Annotated in this window: 18 protein-coding genes and 3 pseudogenes; 7 read left to right on the forward strand and 14 right to left on the reverse strand. The window is 68.9% G+C overall.

The window, feature by feature from the left end:
- Window positions 1-547 precede the first annotated feature (547 nt).
- Complete coding sequence (locus tag OG758_RS01310) at window positions 548-955, forward strand: helicase associated domain-containing protein (protein ID WP_442810236.1); 408 nt, start codon at window positions 548-550, stop codon at window positions 953-955.
- 28 nt (window positions 956-983) lie between these two features.
- Here the strand turns inward: OG758_RS01310 and OG758_RS01315 are convergent, their stop codons facing one another.
- Window positions 984-1,901: an IS3 family transposase gene (locus OG758_RS01315; protein WP_326708197.1), complete on the reverse strand. Its 918-nt coding sequence runs from the start codon at window positions 1,899-1,901 to the stop codon at window positions 984-986.
- Window positions 1,898-2,206: a transposase gene (locus tag OG758_RS01320; RefSeq protein WP_326708198.1), complete on the reverse strand. Its 309-nt coding sequence runs from the start codon at window positions 2,204-2,206 to the stop codon at window positions 1,898-1,900. Before OG758_RS01320 ends, OG758_RS01315 begins: the two co-directional genes overlap by 4 nt.
- Window positions 2,207-2,480: 274 nt before the next feature.
- On the opposite strand from OG758_RS01320, the gene OG758_RS01325 reads away from it, so the two are divergent.
- Entirely contained in the window at window positions 2,481-2,807 is a 327-nt protein-coding gene (locus tag OG758_RS01325; protein WP_326708199.1) for a hypothetical protein, read from the forward strand.
- 432 nt (window positions 2,808-3,239) lie between these two features.
- On the opposite strand, the gene OG758_RS01330 is transcribed toward OG758_RS01325, so the two are convergent.
- From OG758_RS01330 to OG758_RS01340, 3 genes and pseudogenes are all read right to left on the reverse strand, one after another.
- Window positions 3,240-3,563 carry a hypothetical protein gene (locus tag OG758_RS01330; protein ID WP_326708200.1) on the reverse strand — a complete coding sequence of 108 codons (324 nt, stop codon included), beginning with the start codon at window positions 3,561-3,563 and terminating at the stop codon, window positions 3,240-3,242.
- A 421-nt stretch (window positions 3,564-3,984) separates the two neighbouring features.
- Window positions 3,985-4,462, reverse strand: a pseudogene (locus tag OG758_RS01335) (helix-turn-helix domain-containing protein); the annotation flags it as partial.
- Between the two features lie 117 nt (window positions 4,463-4,579).
- On the reverse strand, window positions 4,580-4,855 hold the full coding sequence (locus tag OG758_RS01340) for a hypothetical protein (RefSeq protein ID WP_326708201.1): 276 nt from the start codon (window positions 4,853-4,855) through the stop codon (window positions 4,580-4,582).
- 148 nt (window positions 4,856-5,003) lie between these two features.
- Between OG758_RS01340 and OG758_RS48775 the strand changes: the two are divergent.
- Together OG758_RS48775 and OG758_RS01350 are read left to right on the forward strand one after the other, a co-directional pair.
- Window positions 5,004-5,167, forward strand: a pseudogene (locus OG758_RS48775) (transposase); the annotation flags it as partial.
- Window positions 5,168-5,569: 402 nt separating this feature from the next.
- Complete coding sequence (locus OG758_RS01350) at window positions 5,570-7,186, forward strand: helix-turn-helix domain-containing protein (RefSeq protein WP_326708202.1); 1,617 nt, start codon at window positions 5,570-5,572, stop codon at window positions 7,184-7,186.
- Here the strand turns inward: OG758_RS01350 and OG758_RS01355 are convergent.
- The 4 genes from OG758_RS01355 to OG758_RS01370 form a co-directional block, all read right to left on the reverse strand.
- Window positions 7,168-8,751 carry a serine hydrolase domain-containing protein gene (locus OG758_RS01355; RefSeq protein WP_326708203.1) on the reverse strand — a complete coding sequence of 528 codons (1,584 nt, stop codon included), beginning with the start codon at window positions 8,749-8,751 and terminating at the stop codon, window positions 7,168-7,170. The genes OG758_RS01350 and OG758_RS01355 overlap by 19 nt on opposite strands.
- The gene (locus tag OG758_RS01360) at window positions 8,751-10,244 is read right to left on the reverse strand and encodes an APC family permease (RefSeq protein ID WP_326708204.1); all 1,494 of its coding nucleotides are present in this window, start codon (window positions 10,242-10,244) and stop codon (window positions 8,751-8,753) included. The genes OG758_RS01355 and OG758_RS01360 overlap by 1 nt, the downstream gene beginning before the upstream one ends.
- Window positions 10,245-10,443: 199 nt before the next feature.
- Window positions 10,444-10,572: a hypothetical protein gene (locus tag OG758_RS01365; protein WP_326708205.1), complete on the reverse strand. Its 129-nt coding sequence runs from the start codon at window positions 10,570-10,572 to the stop codon at window positions 10,444-10,446.
- A 183-nt stretch (window positions 10,573-10,755) separates the two neighbouring features.
- Window positions 10,756-11,607, reverse strand: coding sequence for a LysR family transcriptional regulator (locus OG758_RS01370; protein WP_326708206.1), 852 nt, complete (start codon window positions 11,605-11,607; stop codon window positions 10,756-10,758).
- Between the two features lie 80 nt (window positions 11,608-11,687).
- On the opposite strand from OG758_RS01370, the gene OG758_RS01375 reads away from it, so the two are divergent.
- From OG758_RS01375 to OG758_RS01385, 3 genes are all read left to right on the forward strand, one after another.
- Window positions 11,688-12,182 carry a cupin domain-containing protein gene (locus tag OG758_RS01375; RefSeq protein ID WP_326708207.1) on the forward strand — a complete coding sequence of 165 codons (495 nt, stop codon included), beginning with the start codon at window positions 11,688-11,690 and terminating at the stop codon, window positions 12,180-12,182.
- Window positions 12,183-12,374: 192 nt separating this feature from the next.
- A complete protein-coding gene (locus OG758_RS01380) occupies window positions 12,375-12,734 on the forward strand; it encodes a DoxX family protein (RefSeq protein WP_326708208.1) in 360 nt (119 codons plus the stop codon).
- Window positions 12,735-12,954: 220 nt separating this feature from the next.
- Window positions 12,955-13,287 carry a hypothetical protein gene (locus OG758_RS01385; protein WP_326708209.1) on the forward strand — a complete coding sequence of 111 codons (333 nt, stop codon included), beginning with the start codon at window positions 12,955-12,957 and terminating at the stop codon, window positions 13,285-13,287.
- A 53-nt stretch (window positions 13,288-13,340) separates the two neighbouring features.
- On the opposite strand, the gene OG758_RS01390 is transcribed toward OG758_RS01385, so the two are convergent.
- The 5 genes and pseudogenes from OG758_RS01390 to OG758_RS01410 form a co-directional block, all read right to left on the reverse strand.
- Window positions 13,341-14,213, reverse strand: coding sequence for a phosphotransferase family protein (locus tag OG758_RS01390; RefSeq protein ID WP_326708210.1), 873 nt, complete (start codon window positions 14,211-14,213; stop codon window positions 13,341-13,343).
- Window positions 14,214-14,563: 350 nt separating this feature from the next.
- A pseudogene (locus OG758_RS01395) lies at window positions 14,564-15,266 on the reverse strand (alpha/beta hydrolase).
- 67 nt (window positions 15,267-15,333) lie between these two features.
- Window positions 15,334-16,176, reverse strand: a complete 843-nt coding sequence (locus tag OG758_RS01400; RefSeq protein WP_326708211.1) for an IS5 family transposase — start codon at window positions 16,174-16,176, stop codon at window positions 15,334-15,336.
- Between the two features lie 623 nt (window positions 16,177-16,799).
- Window positions 16,800-17,255: a MarR family transcriptional regulator gene (locus OG758_RS01405; RefSeq protein WP_326708212.1), complete on the reverse strand. Its 456-nt coding sequence runs from the start codon at window positions 17,253-17,255 to the stop codon at window positions 16,800-16,802.
- A gap of 4 nt (window positions 17,256-17,259) precedes the next feature.
- The gene (locus OG758_RS01410; protein ID WP_326708213.1) at window positions 17,260-17,745 is read right to left on the reverse strand and encodes a MarR family winged helix-turn-helix transcriptional regulator; all 486 of its coding nucleotides are present in this window, start codon (window positions 17,743-17,745) and stop codon (window positions 17,260-17,262) included.
- Between the last annotated feature and the right edge of the window lie 188 nt (window positions 17,746-17,933).

Consider the following 17,933-nt stretch of genomic DNA (forward strand, 5'->3'; position numbering starts at 1 on the left):
GTGAGATTCTGACACTACGACGGTCATGCCACCGCAGGCTCAGGGCGCTCGACCAGGACGCCGCTCTCGACCCGGGCACCCGCACGCACCAGGGGCACCAAGTACAGCGACGCCGCACCGCGCCCATGCCCGGGCCTCCGCCCATGCCCATGGCCCGGTCGGCCGACCGCTCACAGCAAATGCCAACCGGCTCCGCGACGGCAGACACCCACGACGCCACCGCGCGGCCGCGAGACGCCGTGGTGCCCGGGTGATATCCGAAGGTTCGCAGGGGGCGCCGTTCGACGGGTGGTAACTGTTCACAGGGACGGCTCCAGTCGCGCTCGAACGCTGCGCGGGCCCCCAGCTTCAGCGAGGATGATCTTCGCGCCGAGGCGTCCGATTCCTGGAATGGTGGCGAGGTTGGCCATGTCCTACTCCCGGTCGGCCAGCCGGTTTTCTCCATACGCCATGCAGCCTCCGGCGACTGCAGCAGGCCGCAGAACAACGAAGGGCGTACGGGGCCGGGCAGATCAGCGGGCTGCACGCCCGGCTGGAGAAACTCGGCATGGTCTGGAGCCCTGCGGATGAACTCTTCCAGGGGAACCTGGAAGCCGCCCGCGCCTACGGGGACCAGCACCGGACACTGTGCGCACCCCGCACCGCGACCATGCTCGACCGGCCCATCGGGCCATGGCTGTCCCACCTCCGCCGCTCCGGCGCCCTGGACGACAAGCCGGAATGGGAGACCGCGCTGCGCGAAGTCGATCCGGACCGGAACCCGGCCCGGCCGGCCAACTGGCAACGACACTGCGCAGCGCTGCGCGAGCTGGTGGCCGACGAAGAGGGCCAGGCAGGCGGGGGTCCTGCCCGGCTTCACCGTGCACGGGATGGACATCGGGAAGTGGCCGGCCCGGCAACGCACGCCAAAGGTCTGGCAAGCCCTGCCTCAGCCATACCCCGGGCCGTACTTTGAGGTTCCCCCGTTGCTCGGGAGTTGCTGATCAGCTGGTCAGAGCGGGTTGACGGGTGTTCAGGTTCGTTGATTCGGCCGTCGCCTGGTCGGCGTAGTACTTCTCCTCGAACTCGATCGGGCTGAGGAAGCCGAGCCGTTCCTGGATGCGGCGGGAGTTATAGAAGCCGTCGATGTACTCGAATAGGGCGAGGTTCGCCTCGGCCCGGGTGGTGAAGACGCGACCACGCAGGCCCTCGGTTTTGATGAGCATCCAGAGGTTCTCCGCGAGGGCGTTGTCGTACGAGTCCCCGACCGAACCCATGGAGGCCTCAACTCCCACTCGCATCAGTCGAGTTGTCAGCTTGATGGACGTATATTGACAGCCGTGATCCGCGTGGTGAATGAGCTTGCCGGGCTCGACCTCACGGGACGCGAGTGCGTACTCGAGCGTGGTCAGCACCAGGTCGGCGTCCGCGCGGGCCGAGGTCTCCCACGCGACGACGCGGCGGGAGAACGCGTCGCGGATCGCGGACAGCCACAAGGGCCCCTCACCGGTGGAGATCATCGTGAGGTCGGTGACCCACAGCCGGTTCGGCGCGGGCGCCGTGAAGTCCCGGTTGACCAGGTCCGGGGCCAGGGTGGCCTTCGGGTCGCGGCGCGTGAAGCCCTTTTGCCGCGGGCTCACGCCCGCCAGTCCGTCCTCACGCATCAATCGCTCGACCCGCTTGCGGCCGACGTGGACATCCTCGCGTTTGAGGGCGGCGTGCACGCGCGGCGATCCGTAGATGCCGCCCGAGGCGGCGTGGATCTCGCGGATCTGCTCGGTCAACTCAACGTCGCGGCAGCGCCGTTCACATGGCTCCTTCTCCGCGCGGCGCCAGCGGTAGTACGTCGAGGAGGGAATGTGCAGTTCCCGGAGCACGCACTCGACCCCCAGACGCGGATGCTCGTCAACGAGCGCCGTCACCTGGGCCGGGTCGGGTCGAGTTGCGCCGCGAAAAAAGCTGAGGCCGTCCGCAGGACGTCGTTGGCCCGCTTGAGCTGGGTGTTCTCCTTGCGCAGGGCCGCAAGCTCGGCCCGCTCGTCAGTGGTGAGCCGGTCGTCGCGCTCGCCGGCGTCGGCCTCGGCCTGGCGGATCCAGCCGCGCAGGGCCTCGGGATGCACGCCGAGGTCGACGGCCAGCTTCTTGATCTGCGGCTTCGGATCCGTCGTGCGATACATCCGCACCGCACGCTCACGCAACTCCAGCGAGTACTTCCTGGGGGCAGCCATGGTCGATGTTCCTCTCATGAGTCCCATCTGACCCACTGTCAGCATCCTCCGCATCTCGGGGGAACCTCACTTCGGTGCCGTCGCGCAGGGGCAAACACCAAAACCCGGCACGCCAGACTCACCGCCAGCAAACTCCAGCAGCTCGCGTACCTCGGGCTGACCTGGGCGGTTGATGGAAGGGACGCGTCATGCCCGGTGACAGCTTTGAAAAGCACCGGGTACAGGCGGCCGTATGACGGCACGGCCCGATGTAGATCACCACCCCGTTCCTGCCATGCCTGCCTGGCCTTCCATCGCGCCCCGGTACGCCGCGATAGCCGTCGTGTCCGTGCCGCCCCGGCACGCCCGTCGGGCCGGTAGGGCCAGCCGGGCCGGAAGGGCCGGAGGGGCCAGGCGGGCCCGGCAGACCCTGCCGGATGCTGTTCCCCTGGAGGGCGATGCGCCGCGCCTGGAGTTCGCCGATCTGCTGCTGGTGGGCGACGAGGACAGCTGCCTGCGCGACGAGGATGACGGTCAGCGCCGCGCCGAGTGCAAGGCGGCGCTGGGGGCTACGCCACGCCTCTTTCATACTTCCCACATCATTCCTCACGTTATGCGGTGACAAGGAGCAAAGAGCAAGGGCGCGACAGAGGCCGATCCCTACGCCGAGCGTCCCTCCCGGGCGACCGGACACCCGCTTGTGCCGATCACTGCGGGAAGGGGCCGAAGCACGTCACGGGCACGGCGCAAGCGGGCGTGCGCCACCATGTGCACCTACCTCGGGCGTCCCGTCGGCGCGCACACAAGCCCACGAGGTGTCACGGGCTTCGGCGTCTGCCTTCAGGCCACAACCGCTATGAATACGACGGGCCGAAAACGGCACCTGCCGGCCGGTTGACGATCCCGCACCGTGCCATCGGTGCGGCCGGCCCTCCCGGCGGCGCTGCACCCCGCCCGGGCGCTGCCCACAACTGCGACTGCACGATCCGGCCCCGCGCAAGGGCACAACACCCTCCAGTGCACGCCAAAGAAGCCGGCCAGTGCGGCCGGGGGCCTAACTCGAAGCCGGCGCCGGCGGAGCGACAGCATCCTTGCCGTCCTTCCCGCTCGTGCCGTCCTTCCCGTTCGTGCCGTCCTTGCCGTCCTTCCCGTTCGTGCCGTCCTGGCCCGCCGGGCCGATAGGACCACCGGGACCAGCGGGACCAGGGGGACCGGACGGCCCCGAAGGACCAGGCTCAACGCTCGCCTGGACATCCACGGGCTGCATCCGCAGGTCGTCGATCTGCACCTGCTGGGCGACGATCAGAGCTGACTGTGCGGCAAGCGCGACGGTCAGCACCGCGCCGAGCACGAGGGGGCGCCGCGGACTACGCAGCACTTCAATCACTCTTCTCACATCATTCCTCACGCTATGTGACGGCGAAAGTGTAAAGGGCAAGGCCATGACGGGAGCGGACCTGCGCATCGAGTGTTTCCCAGGACCGCCGCGAACGCCCCACTCCCACCGCTCACGGCACGAAGGCGCTCAAGCACAACACCCGCGAAGCACACGGGAGAACCCGGCGCCGTTCACCGCCGGGAGCGCGACGGGATACACACGGCACGCCCGGACACGACGCGTGCGCTGACCAGGCCACGCGAACCAGCACCCCGTCACGGCATGCCCGGACACGGCGCGTGCGTTGACGAGGCCGCGGGCAGCGATACCCCGCCGGTGCGCCACCACCAGGACCGCTTCGATGCTGCGCACCATCAAGCCGCTGAGCGCGCGGGCCTCCCCATGCGCCTCCCCGGCCGCACAGCATGAGATGGGCATCAATCTGTTCCGGGCTCCAGGCCGACGTCCACTTCCGGTCCTGGCGGTGCGGCTTGTTGCGGCTCTTCCACCGCCTGGTCTCGGGCCCCTGCACCAGGGTCCCGTCCGGGCAATGCACGTGGCCCGACAGTCTTTCCTGCACGGACATCGTCGATGGAGCGCCGCCCAGCCGGCGCCCTATCTCACGGACTCCGGCTCCTTGGGCCCTCAGGAGGGCTATCTCTTCACGTTCATGAAACGACAGATACCGCCCCGCGAGCGGGGCAAGATCGACCGATGGCATGCCACCACGCTGCCGGAACCATCGGGCGCCGGCCGCCGAAGACACACCGACCACAGCAGCGGCCTCCTCGCTGAGGTGACCTTTGCCTATCTCGCGCCAGAAATCGCTCTCGATCTCCCGGCGTAACGACGGCGCCCCCCGGTGACTTCATTGGAGACCGGCCCGTCATCCCCTTCATCCACCCTGCTGGCCTGCCCATCACACCTCCGCTATCGAGGTGTTGCGACAACCGGTTGAATCCGCCCAATACTCCAGTCAGCAATTCGCTGCCGTGGCCGCCGAGTTGGGCGTCCGCCTATCCCGCCGGACGCACCGGGCAATGCTGGGACAGCGCCCTCGCCGAGTCCTTCTTTGCCACCATCAAACGCGAGTTGCTCGGCATCGCCGCCTGGCCCAGCCGGGCCTCTGCCCGCACCGCGATCTTCGACTTCATCGAGGGACCCTGTTGCCCAATTCGGGTGAGTCCGAGTTGATCGCCGTTCTGGCGGTCCCCGGTAAGCCGATCCATCTGCTCAGGGGCGGCGCGACCGAATCGCCTCGTCGTGAAACTGGGGGTGGCAGTGATGTCCATGGGGTCGGCTCCAGGGATGGACGTTCCTGTCGGGACAAGGGAGATCGCTCGTGCGGCATTCCCGAAGGGATGCCTTGCGATGCGGATCCGCAACCATCTCGGTCTCGTCTTCTCCGACAGACAGTTCCAAGAAGCGTTCGGGGACCGAGGCCGTCCCGGCATCTCGCCCGGCCAACTGCCCTGGCAAGCATCCTGCAGTTCGCCGAGAACCTGACCGACCGGCAGGCCACGCATGCGGTGCGATCAAGGATCGACGTGAAGTACCTGCTTGGACTGGAACTCGCCGATCCAGGATTCGACTTCACCGTGCTGCCCGGCGACATGGCCAAAGCCGACGGTCGGGTAGCCCGAGGGCGCCTCGCCCGTCTCACGCCGGTCTGGACGAGCCGGCTACCCCGCCTGACCGTCGGCTGCGCGTGTACGGCAACTCGCCGCGCGCCAACGTTGGCGGCCTACCTTGCGGCTGACGTGACGGCGTACAGGCCTTGGAGGCGAAGGCGGCGCGGGAGTCCGGGTGGTCCCGGACGGGAACAGCCCCAGCCGTTCCCGGCCTGCCTGCGTCTGCATCGTTGCCATCCACGCTCCTTGTGCCACTGATCCGTCCCGCTCTCCTGCCATGCTCCCGCTACGGTCACTCCGGATCACCGTTGACATCGTCAATACGGGTCTCCCAGACTTGACGCCCACAACAGTCCTTCGAGTCGGGGGTGCACCATGCGGGAGTCCGGCGCTCGGGGGCACCTGCCCGTCCGTCAGCTCGTGGACAACATCGGCCCGGCGCTGCTGCGCCTGGTCCAGGAGGGGACCGGCAGCGGCGAGCCGCTCACCGACATCGCCATCCATGCCCCGGGCGCGCCGACACAGCTCGGACCCGGGTGCGTGGTGCTGGGGGTCGGCGTGACCACGGAGGCCGAGCTGCGCGAGCTGACCGCGGCCATGCGACAGGCCGGCGCGGAGGTGCTGGCGGTGAAGGCCCCGGTGCCGCCGTCGGGCCACGACAAGCTGGCGATCATCGAGGTCAACCGAGACGCGTCCTGGATGCACGTGGCGACGACCGTCCGTGAGCAGCTGCTCGAGTACGCGAGGACGCGCGTGCGCTCGGTCGGCAGCGGCGCAGAGCTGTTCGCCCTGGCGAACGCGGTCTACGAGACCGTCGGCGCCCCGGTCACCATCGAGGACCGCTTCTCCGCGCTGGTCGCCTGGTCGGAGGGGCAGGACCGGACCGACTCCGAGCGGATCGAGACCATCCTGGGGCGGGCCGTGCACCAGCGGACGCTCGCCGAACAGCGCGAGCGTCAGGAGTTCGAGCGGCTCCATGCCAGCACCGAACCGGTGTACATGGAGGCGACCGGGGCGGATCAGCTGGCAAGGCTGGCGATCGCGGTCCGGGCCGGTTCGGACGTCGTCGGCTACATCTGGGCTGCCGTCACCGGGCCGCTCCACGAGACGGCCACAGCCCGGCTGCGCGAATTCGCGCCCGTGGTCGCGCTGCAGCTGGTCGGCCTGCGCACGGAGACCAGCTACGCCCGCCGCCAGCGCGGCGAGCTGGCCGCCGCGGTACTCGGCGGGGCGGCCGACCCGGTGGAGGCGAGCCGGCTGCAGCTGGGCTCCGGCCCGGTCTGCGTCCTGGCCGCGGCCCCGCGGCTGGCCGGGAGCACGGGCTCCGACGCGTTGGACGCCGCCGGGCTGCGCCGGTTCGCGGACACGCTGGAGTACTTCCTGGCGGCCGTGCACCCCCGTTCAGCCCTGGTGGCGGGCACCGGAGCGGTGTACGTACTGGCTGCCTGGCCTCCGGAACACGCCACGGCCCTGGAGTCGGCCGTCGCCCTGGCCCGCGACTTCCTCGCGCGGACCCCACTGGCCGGTGACTACGTGGTCGCCGTCGGCGGCCCGGCCGAATCGATGGGCCGGATCGCCGACGTGCGGGCGCAGGCGGACGCCGCGCTGCGGGCGCTGCGGCACCCGGCCGTCCGCGGACCGGCCGTGCGCACCGTGGAGGACATGGCGCTGGCGGTGCTGCTGCTGCACCTCGCCGACGCGACCGAGGCGCTCGGCCTGCCGGACGCCGGCGGCGCGCTGCACCGGCTGCGCCAGGAAGAGGGCCAGGACGGTCCGCTGGCGGCGACCCTGGCCGCCTATCTCGCCGCCGCGGGAGCCACCGACACCGCGGCGGAGGCCCTGCACATCCACCCCAACACCATGCGCTACCGGCTGCGCCGTATCCGCGAGGTCTCCGGGCTGGACTTCGCCGATGCCGACGCCATGCTGCTCGCGCACCTCCAGCTCCGGGTGCGCGAGCTGCGGACAGGCGCTTACCGAGGCTCCGGCTGATCCCGGAACGAGCGCGTGTAGCGGCACCCGTCCAGGTCGACCCAGAGCACCGCGCCGTCCAGGGCAGGGCCGGACGTCAGGCGCTCCGGCAGCCGGGGGTCGGCTCCGATGCGGAACGTCCCGTCGTCGAGCGGGACGAGTTCCGGTTCGTCGCGGGGCGCTTCCACGCCGGTCGCGGCGATCATGTGCAGTCGTCCCGCCCGCTGCACGATGCTGAAGCCGGGATACCAGGGGGTGTAGCTCCGGTAGTGACCTGCGAGTGCATGAGGCGGAGTGGTCGACGCGGAGAGGCCGGGGCCCAATGACTCGGGGCCGTAGAGCCAGCGTCCGTCCAGACAGTGGTGGTAGGCGGACCATCCTGGGTGATCGCACACCAGCCGCCCGTCCCCCGCGTCGTACAGCCTGCCGGTCACCTCGTCCGAGGTGAGCGAGAGACGGTCGTCGCCCGTGGCCTCGACGCGGATCTGACGCGGCGTCGTTCCGTGGATCCCGACGTAGCGCTGGGCGTCGGGGATCCGCTCCGGGTCGAACAGCGCCGGGTCCGCCGAGGCTCCCTGGACGACGGCGAGCACATGGCGGGCGAAGCGATCGATGATCTGGCACTCGCCAGGTGCGTTGGTCAGCACGGCGACACCGTGCCCGCCGTCGGTGTCGACGGCGAGGTACGAGCGGTATCCGACCATCCCGCCGGCGTGCGTCAGCCAGGTGTGGCCGTCGATCACTTCCACGTCCACGCCGAGCGCGTAGCCGGAACTGACCGCGTCGCCAGGCACCGTGACGATCTGTCGGAACCGCTCGGGACCTATGATCCTGGTGCCGTCCAGGGTGCCCCGGCCCAGCAGCATGCGGGCGAACAGGCCCAGGTCGGAAGCCGTTGCCAACACGTTCCCGTCGGCCGCCGAATACTCGAAGAAGCCGGCCGACGCGAGCGGGGCCGACGGCAGCGGCGGGCGGTCGTCGCGCAGGAACCGGTACCCGGTGGCGAGTTCGGCGATGTCCTCGTGAGTGATCCGCGCCGCCGAGTCGCGCATGCCCAGGGGCCGCAGCAGCCGTCCGGCCATGGCGTCCGCCAGCGATTCCCCCGTCACCTGCTCGACGATCAACCCCAGCAGGTTGTAGCCCTCGTTGGAGTAGTGGAACACCTCACCTGGTTCGGCCCAGGTCCTCGCATCGCGTAGCGCGTAGCCGCGTGCGGCGGCATCGAGCAGCGCGTCGGCCCCGGCCACCAGGCCGGAGGTGTGCTGCAGGAGGTGCCGGACGGTGATCGCGCGGGAGCCGCCGTTCGGGGCGAACCAGGGCAGGTGGTCGGCGACCGCCGCGTCGAGGTCCACCTTCCCCTCGTCCGCCAGTATGCCGAGCAGGAAGGCGGTGAAGGTCTTGCTGATGGAACCGATCTCGAACCGCGTGCGACGGGAGACCGGCGCCCCGCACTCCGCGTTCGCGAATCCTGCGGTGACGAACGCGGACTCGCCGGTCCCATCGACGACGCTGATCGCGATTCCCGGCACCGGCCACCAGGTCCGCAACTGCTCCGCAAGCCCGGAGAGCACCCGTTGCACATCCATCAGACGCCCGCCTTCCGCGAACCGAATCCCGCGAACCGGTCCGGACCCAGCTCGACTTGGGAGGAGTCGATAGCCGCGTCCGGCCGGTCGCCTTTGACGAACCGTCGGCACAGCGGGTACAGCAGCACGGCCAGCAGCGCCACCGCGAGACTCGTGCCGAACGTCGCGGCCTCGTCGACCGCCGTACTCCACGCCAGGTACACGATCATCGCTGTGGGCAGCACGACGACCAGGACCGCGCCGGGCCAGCCGCCGGGGACCCGAACCGGCCGGAGCATCTGCGGATATCTCCAGCGGAGGACCAGGAAGGCCACGAATTCCAGCAGGATCGAGGCCAGAGTGAGCAGCACCGTGGCCCGCAGGATCGAGCTGAAGTCGACGGCGGCGAGCACGACGACGACGGTGGTGCTCGCCAGCAGCGCACCCACCGGCGTGTTGAACCGTCTGCTGTCCCGGGCCATCCAGCGCGGCAGGTACGCGTCCGCGGCGAGCGCCCGCGGGACCCGGGTGCTCGTCAGCAGGATCGCCATGAACAGCCCCACCAGGGAGAGCGCCGATCCCAGGGAAATCAGCACCTTCAGCCAGATTCCGCCCAGGGCGTCACCGACCACGATGAAGTCGCCCTGGGCCCAGTCGGCGGGCGAGCCCCGGTGCAGCCCGCTGCCGATGGCGGCGATGGTGGGCAGCAGGTAGGCGGTGATGATCAGCGGAACCGAGATGACCAGGGCCCGGGTGTATGTCCGGTGCGCGTCGGCGACCTCGCCCAGCACGGTGCTCGGGCCGTCGAAGCCGAGATACAGCCACACGATCACGCTGAGCGCGCCGGCCACCGACGAGTGGGCGCTCTGCCCCGGCACCATGAAGGGCGAGAGCACGTTGATCCCGTTGCCGATCGCATGCCAGATGCCCAGGACCGCCAGCACCGCGAACGGTGCGAGGATCAACAGCATCATCCCGACCGAGTACTCGCTCACCGCCTTGGAGCCGCGGTAGTTCAGGTACGCCATCGGGACGATGAGGGCGACGGTGACGATCCAGTGCAGGTCCACGACGAAACCGCCGTGGAACAGGTCCACGATCACCAGCCCCTTCCCGCGGGCGATGTCCGGGACCCAGGTGGCCAGGTAGTCGACCAGCAGGATCGGGTAGAGGGCGAGGTTCAGCACCGACCCGATCGAATTCCAGGCCCCGAACACGAATGCCGCACCTCTGCCGAGCGCGATCTTCGTCCAGTAGTAGTAGCCGCCGTCGACCGGTATCGCTGCACTCAACTCCGCTGCCACCAGCGCGTTCGGTACGCCGAAGACCACCGGCACCAGGACGATCATCAGCAGGGTCATGCCCGGACCGGCGCTGGAGAGTGAGGCTTCGAGTCCGAAGGGGCCTCCGGACACTGTGAAGAAGAAGATTCCGACCAGGGGCAGCACGCCGAGCGTGCGTCTGCCCGCCCCGGGCGCCGGCCGTGTGTTTTCCGGCGGGATCAGTTCGGTCATCCTGGGCTCCACTCTCCGTCAGCGCCTGATCGGCACAACGTACGGGGGCGTCACCGGGGCCGTCCTGTCGTGCGCGTCAAAGCCGCGACCCGTCAGTTGTCGCTGCCACCAACGCCGGGCTGACCCACCCGGAACACGACGAAGCTCCGGGCGACGAGGTCACCCGGAGCTTCTGACATGACTGAGGTTTGGGGCCGGGTCAGGCCGCGCGCAGCGGCTTGAGCGCTGCGGAGTAACGGGCGAGTTCGTTGAGCAACCAGGGCACGAAGGCGGCGACCTTCGCCGACCAGTCGGACTGCTCGGCGAGCCCGCCGTCGGCGTCGAGCACGCGCTCGGCGTGGGCGAACGGGAGACTCCAAAGGGAGTTCAGCCATCACCCGCAGTGCGCAGATCACACAACCTGAGCCAGAACCCGAGAAGGGGCGGCCAATGTTCACCACTTCGGGAGGCGGTCCCTGGGGCCGCAGCGTTCGAATTGTTCACGAGCTGCGGCAGCAACGGTTGCCGCAGCTCAGTGACGGTACGCGGTTGTCGCGATCTCGATGAAGGATCGGATCAAAGGGTTGGTGTCACCCACGTTCCACACCGCCACCACTCGGCTCGGCGGCATGTCGATCAGCGGCACCACAGCCAGTTGCGCCGGCAGGTCGTGTCCGAGCGGGGCCAGGCCGACCGTGCCGTTCCACAGCACGGCCTGCAGGCATTCCTGGACGGCGCGCACCACTGGGCCCTCGCGCGGCCTGCCACCGTTCCAGTACGACTGCCAGATGGGGTCAGTGCCCTGCGGGAACTGGAACCAGCGGCGGTCGCTCAGTTCGGCCAGCCGCAGCCCGTCGCGGCGGGCCAGTGGATCGTCGGCGCGCAGGACCACGCCGACCGGATCCGTCCGCAACGCACGCACCGTCAGGGCCGTCTCGTCGAACGGCGCCCGAGTCAGCGCGACGTCGACCATTCCGGCGCGCAGCCCGCAGGTCGGGTCGGTCAGATCGGTCTCGCGGATGCGGATGTCGATGCCGGGGCGGCTTCGGCGGTAGGCGGCGGCCATCCTGGCCACTCCCGGGTCGGTGCCGTCGCCCAGGATGCCGATGGTGATGGTCGCGACGCGGGCCGCCGCGCTCACGCGTACCCGGACACGGTCGGCATGGTCGAGCAGGGCCCGCGCCTCGTCGAGCAGCACCGAGCCCACCGGAGTGAGCGTGACCCCCGTAGGCGAGCGGACGAAAAGCAGGGACCCGACATCGGCCTCCAGATGCTTGATCGCCCGGCTCAGCGGCGGCTGGCTCATGTGCAGTCGGGTGGCGGCCCGGCCGAAGTGGAGTTCCTCGGCGACCGCCACGAAGTAGCGCAAGGTCCGTAGCTCCACACTGCAACGATACCCACGAGGTATCGGCGCCGCGGGATGGGTCTTGGACACCGACAGTGCCGGGCGGTGCACTTGTGAGCATGACCGAAGAAGCGAAGAGCAGCGAGCCCCAGACCCACCCCGCTGTGTCGGTGGTGGGTCCCGGCGACGGTGAGACGATCGTTCTGGGCACCACGCGCATGCGCGTTCTGGAGGACGGCAGCCACACCGGGCACCGTCTCGCGATCGCCGAATCCGTCCTCGCCCCGCACACCCAGGGACCGCCGCAGCACCGCCACGCCCGACACGACGAGGGCTTCTACATCCTCTCCGGCACCGTGCGGTTCACCGTCGGGGACGAGGACTACGACGCCGCCTCGGGCACGCTCGTGATGGTTGCGCCCGGAACCCTGCACACCTTCGCCAATCTGACCGACCGACCCGCGGTCATGCTCAGCACATTCACTCCCGACCTGTATGTGCAGTACTTCCGAGACCTCCAGGAGGTGCTCGCCGGCGGCCGGCCGCTGACGAAACAGGCCAACATCGACGCGATGAGCCGCTACGCGACCAAGCCCGCCACCGACCTCGCCTGAAGCCGACGGCACAGCATGTGCTCGGCCACCCTCTCCTGGACCGGCAGGGCGGTGGCGCTGCCACCTTTCAGCGTCAGCGGCGGCCCGCGTGGCCCGGCCCCTCGGACGCCGGACCGAGCCTTCACGAGGACTCTTCTGTCAAGCGACGCAATCGACGGGGCCCCATGAACCGGTGGCCCATGAACGGGAACCATGAACATCGCCTATTGGATCGTCGCGGGACTGCTCGCGCTCTTCTACTTCTACGCAGGCACACTGAAGGTGATCCGCAGCCGCGACCAACTCCGGCCGATGATGGCCTGGATCGACGACATACCCTTGCCTGCCCTCAGGGCGCTGGGGGCGGTCGAAATACTCGGCGCGACCGGCCTGATCCTGCCGAAACTGACCGGCATCGCTCCGTCGTTGGCGACGGCAGCGGCCATCGGCTTCGTACTCCTGCAGACCGGCGCGATCGCCGTTCACCTGATGAGCGAAGACCGCCGGATCGCGCTCAACGCCGGACTCACCGTTACCGCGGCCGTGACCATCTGGCTGGCCACCCGGCTGTGATCGAGCACAGCCCTCGACCGGTGGATGCCGCTACAGGGCCGACCGCCCCACGGCCGCTGTCATTTCTCAGGTTCTGGCTCAGGTTCAGTGCAGCAGTGACTGAGCGTTGTGATCCGGGAGGCGGCTGCCTCGCTGGTCAGGGCTGGATTTGATGCGGCCCTATGACGTTAGGGTGCTGATTCACGAACCGAGGAGAGCTGACGTGCACGACAGACCACGGATGGAGGAAGCCGTCGATGTCCTGCGTGCCGAGCTGGAGGTTGGGCGATCGACGAAGACCGAGTTGACCACTCGGCTTGCATGGCTGGCCTTCATGCGATTCGCGCAGCAGCGCTTTGCCACCGCGCCGACACCCGACTCAGACGGCTTGCTCTTCCAGTACGGCACGTACGCCTTCAGCGGGCGTCCGATGTTCACTGTGGACCTCACGCGACAGTTCGACATCAGTGACGACGGCGGTGAGCACGACCACTACGTACAGATTCACTGCGAACTCCGCTGCGAGTGCGAACCCGCCCTGGACGCCCTGGATATGCTCGGCGGCGGATGCTGACAGACGAGGGGCGGGCGGGTGCTGAATGGCGAGGACCCGCGCCGCCAGTCGAATCACCGGGCGTGGAGCAGCTCACGGATGTCCTGCCAGTCACGATCGATCGCTTCCACCCGCTTGTCCCGCCAAGTGGAGGGGGGAACGGCTCGGTGGTTGCGGAGTTCTCGCACGAGCAGCATGGCCCGGTTCAGGGTAAAGGCGGCACGGGCGGACGTGGATCCGGCTGCTACCAATTCCTCGATCCGTGCGCGGGCTTCCTCAGTGTTGGCCAGGACGGTCCAGAGCACTGCCAAGTCGTGTCCTGGCAGGTAGCGTCCCGCGTGCTCCCAGTCGATCACCGTGGTCCGTCCGTCGGGCCCGAACACGAAGTTAGTCGGCAGCGGGTCACCGTGGCCCGGCACCAGGTCGGTGCCGACCTGGTGAAGCAGGTCGGTCAGGGCCTGGTGGTCCTGCCGGGTCGTCAAGCCTTGGCGGTGATCGCGGTCAAGGCGTCCGACGTAGTCGGGGGACCGGGTGAGCACGTCGGTGGGGGGCCGCCACTGGGCAAGGTCGGCCATCGCCTCGATCATCGCAGTGACGTGTGCCGGGTCCAGGGCCTGCAACGGGAACCGGTCTCGGCCGGGGACGGGGAGACGGCCCGGGGCGTGCGCGATCAGCAGTACGCGGTGCTGCTCGTCTGCGGCGATGAGGGCGGGGACGCGCACCGGCGGCGGTGTGTCGGTGAAGCATCGGTAGGCCTCGATCTCTGCGCCGAACTTCTCCGCCCAGAGCGGTTCCCGGCTGGTCAGAAGCTTTGCGATGGCCGGTCCGTCCTCGCATGCTCCCGCGATGAGCAGGGACTTCTCGGTGCGGGAGAGGAGTGTGATGGGGCGGAAGTCCGGTCGTAGCCGGATGGCCGCCGCGGCGGTGCTGGTGAGTTCGTCGGGCACCGGGCGGGCTCCTCGGGGTGTCGGGGCGTGGGCGGCCAGCTGTTCGCGGCAGGTTCTGCGCAGCAGCGGGGCGTAGAGCTGTCGATTGCAGAACGAGAACGCCGAGTACGCCGGAGCGGCAGTACCGGCCTGATTGGTCCGGCCCTGTCCTTCGGCAGACTGACGTCTTGTCAGTCCCGCGTGCGCCCCTGCATCGCCCAATGCGTGTTCAGGTGATCCGAGCACCATAGTTGCGGAGGCTCGCCAACCTGGCCAATTCAAGGGGCTCGTCGGCCCGCATGGTAGCGCTCGTCACGTTCCAACGCCCCGGTCGCAGCTACTCGTTGATGGCCGCGACGAGGACCGTCGCCTCATAGCGTGGTTGTAATCCCCCGGCCTGCCCCGCCCGGTGCGTCCGAGGCATCGAGCAGTTCCAGAACCAGGTCGATGACCAGCTCCGGCTGGCCCACAAACGGAGAGTGCCCCGTCTCCGACTCGCGAACGGAGTCGCAGCGCGCGGCCATGACCTGTTGAAGAACCGGCGCGATAGCTCGGTCCCTCGTGCACACGACGTACACGGAAGGGGCATGTTTCCAGCTTTGGCGTTCCGGTACTCCTCCTCTGCAGCCGGCCGCCTGGGCTCGTAGCAGACCCGCTGCGCCAGCGGCCAGGCGCCCAGGACGGTCTGCATACAGAGCATCCACGGCCCGGCTTGCGTCAAGGCGCGTAAGAACCGTCGGTCTGCGGCTCGATGGCGGCCTTCAACTCGGCAGAGGCGCCGCGCAAGCCCGCCGCACTCTCACCCGTATCCGACACGAAGGCCGCCAGATACACCAGACGCCCGACTCCGCTCAGACCAGTGATCACCGATCCTCGGCAGGAGTGGCCCAGAACCAAGGGAGGCTCCGCCAGCACGTCAACGGCGGCCTGCACCGCCACCGTGTCCGCAGTCAAAGAGCCCCGATGCAGTTCCGGAGCAACCAAGTCGACGCCTGCCGCTCGCAGGCCCTCAGCAACCCGGATGAAGTGCTCAAGCTGGCGATACAGGCCCTGAACCAAAACCGCGCTGGTCACTCGGCCCGCCTCCCCGGATCGACTTGCCGAAGAAAGCGATCTTAGAGCGTGCGCGGATAGGCCGTTTTCAGGGGCGTTTCCGGGGGCGTGTGTCCCAGCGGTAGAGGGTCCACGCGCGGCGGATGAGGCGACGCAGGGTGATGATGGCGTGGGCCAACGAGAGGTACGCATCGATGACTTCGGTGCGGCGTTCGGTGCAGCGAGCGATCTTGAAGAATTGATTGCCCCAGGCATTCGTGCGCTCCACCGGCCATCGTTTGGTGTTCTGGATCGGCGCGGCCACGCCCTTGACCGCGACCTGTGCCTGCAGGCCGTGTTCGGCTGCCGTTCTCGATCCCTTGCCGGTGCCGTAGGCGGCGTCGAGGTGGACCGTGGCGTTTTCCGGGAGCGGCCCGATACGTTCGAGTCTCTCCAGCGTGGGACCCAGCAGCGGGGAATCGTGCCGGTTACCGGGAGCGGTGACTGCGCCGAGTGGGATGCCGCCGGCGTCTGTTGCGGTGGAGCGTTTCATACCGCCCTTTCGCCGGTCCACGGGCGAAGGGCCTGCAACTTCACCACCGCAGGTGGCTTTTGTGTGACAGCCGTCGACTGGCACATCCGACAGCTGCAGGCCGATGAAACGGTCGTAGGCTTCCAGCACGATCAGCTCCAGCCGTTCGAAGACCCCGGCTGCGATCCACTCCTCACGGCGGGTACGGATGGTCGTCGCCGAGCACGAGTCGTCGGCGACCTTGCGGTAGCCGCAGCCGAACACCAGTACTTGCACGAGCCGGTCGAAGACGGTGCGGTCACCGATGCGTCGGCGATGACAGCCCAGCGGGTGGTCGGAGGCGAACTCACCGCGCGTGGGCAGCAGTTCCCGGAACTGCTGCCAGAGCGGATCGACAAGCCATAATGGGAGCGCAGGCACGGAGCCTCCACGGTCACGGAGCGTAGGAACTCACATGATCGCGCAGGCCCGTGCCTGCACCTGCATCCAGCCCCTCACACCCGCCTATCCGCGCACGCTCTTAGACGTCACGCCTCGCCAGTGATCCACTTCCGATACGCCCTAGTCCGGCGGGCACCGGCGAGGTGTGGGCCATACGGTCGCCATGAGCGCTCCTGACAGGAACGGCGTTCCTTGCGTGGCCCCGCGCTCCATCGCACGTGCGCAGGGCCATGCAACGTTGGGGAGGAAGCCCCGGGAGCACCATCCCGGTATACGCAGCGAGCACTCTTCCCAGCGCCCTGCTGACGACAGGAGAAGCGAGGAAGCCGAGGAGCGAGCCTCCCCAACACCGGAGCCTGCCGGGATCAGGTGCTCCGCCTGCGGCTACGCCCTCAAGACGCGTGGCGAGCTGGGAGAACTCGATGGCGTCATTCGCCGGCCGCTCCAGGACCGATGCGGCCTGACGCGACAGCGCCACCCGCTGCCACAGGACCCCGCAGAGCTACCTCGCAGGCATGCATCTCCGCGCCTCCATGACCTGGATCCACGGCCTCACCCGAACCACCCGTTGATCAAGGCCAGTTACAAGCCTGGCCGGGAGGTCAGGCGGTCAGCGCCGCAAGCTCCGCGTTGGCGCGCTCGGCGACCAGGGCGAGGACGCGGCCGGCGGCGGCCAGGTCCTCGGCAGGTATCCCGCCCCAGATGCGGGCGCTGATAGGGGCGCTCTCCGCGCCGACGGTGGCGAGCAGCTCGCGCCCTGCGTCCGTGGGACGAAGGTGCGCGCCGTCCGTATCGAGCAGCTGCTTGGCGAGCAGCTCATCGAGGGTGGCGCGGATGTCGGACGGATCGGCCTTGAGGGAGCCCTGGACCTGGGCGACGAGGTCGTCCGGCGCCTGCGGTGCGTCGGCGGTCAGGGCGGCGCGCAGAGCGACCTGCTGCTGGAACGTGCTGCCGTGCCGGGCCAGGACGTGCTCCAGGACGCCGCGGGCGGCGTAGTGGGCCAGGCCGAGGGCGCGGGCGTCGGCGACGGGTGCGTTGGTGGGTGCAGTGGTGGTCATGGTGTTATCCCCTGGTGCTCTCGTCGTTCGGTATGGATGGAGCGAGAGGTGCGTCGAGCAGGGTCGTCAGCTCGTCGGTGAACGCGCGGGTCCGCAGGGCATCGCGGCCGCCGAGCGGCTCCAGCAACTGCTGATGCAGCTCTTGGACCACCGCGATGGCCTGCCGCGCGACGGACTGGCCCTGTTCGGTGAGGGCGAGCTGCACGGCGCGCGGGTCGCGGGGGTTGCGGGTGCGTTCGATCAGGCCGGCCGACTCCAGGGCGCGCGCCAGCTTCGAGACGTACAGCGCCTCCAGGCCGGTGTGGTCAGCGAGTTGGCGCTGGCTGGGCCGCTCGCCGACGCGCTGCATGCCGTGCAGTGACGCGACCAGTGCGTACTGCGCGTGGGTGAGGCCCAGCGGAGCCATCGCGCGATCGACCGCGACGCGCCACTTGTTGGCGAGCCGCCACACCAGGAAGCCAGGCGTGGGGCCCGGCAGAACCTTGCTCATGACAAATAGACTACATAGCTACTATGTCCATGGCTACTATTTTCGGCGGATGCGACGATGCACCCGTCGCGGCGCCGCGACGGGCTGACGGAACGCCTCCAGCGGGACCGCCGCCTGGTTGCGTCATCAAAACGGGCGAGGAGCTTGACCGTGCGGCAGGTGAGCACCATCCGTCAGCACCAACCACC

This window comes from Streptomyces sp. NBC_01474, from assembly GCF_035918215.1.
Taxonomy (GTDB): Bacteria; Actinomycetota; Actinomycetes; order Streptomycetales; family Streptomycetaceae; genus Streptomyces; species Streptomyces aureus.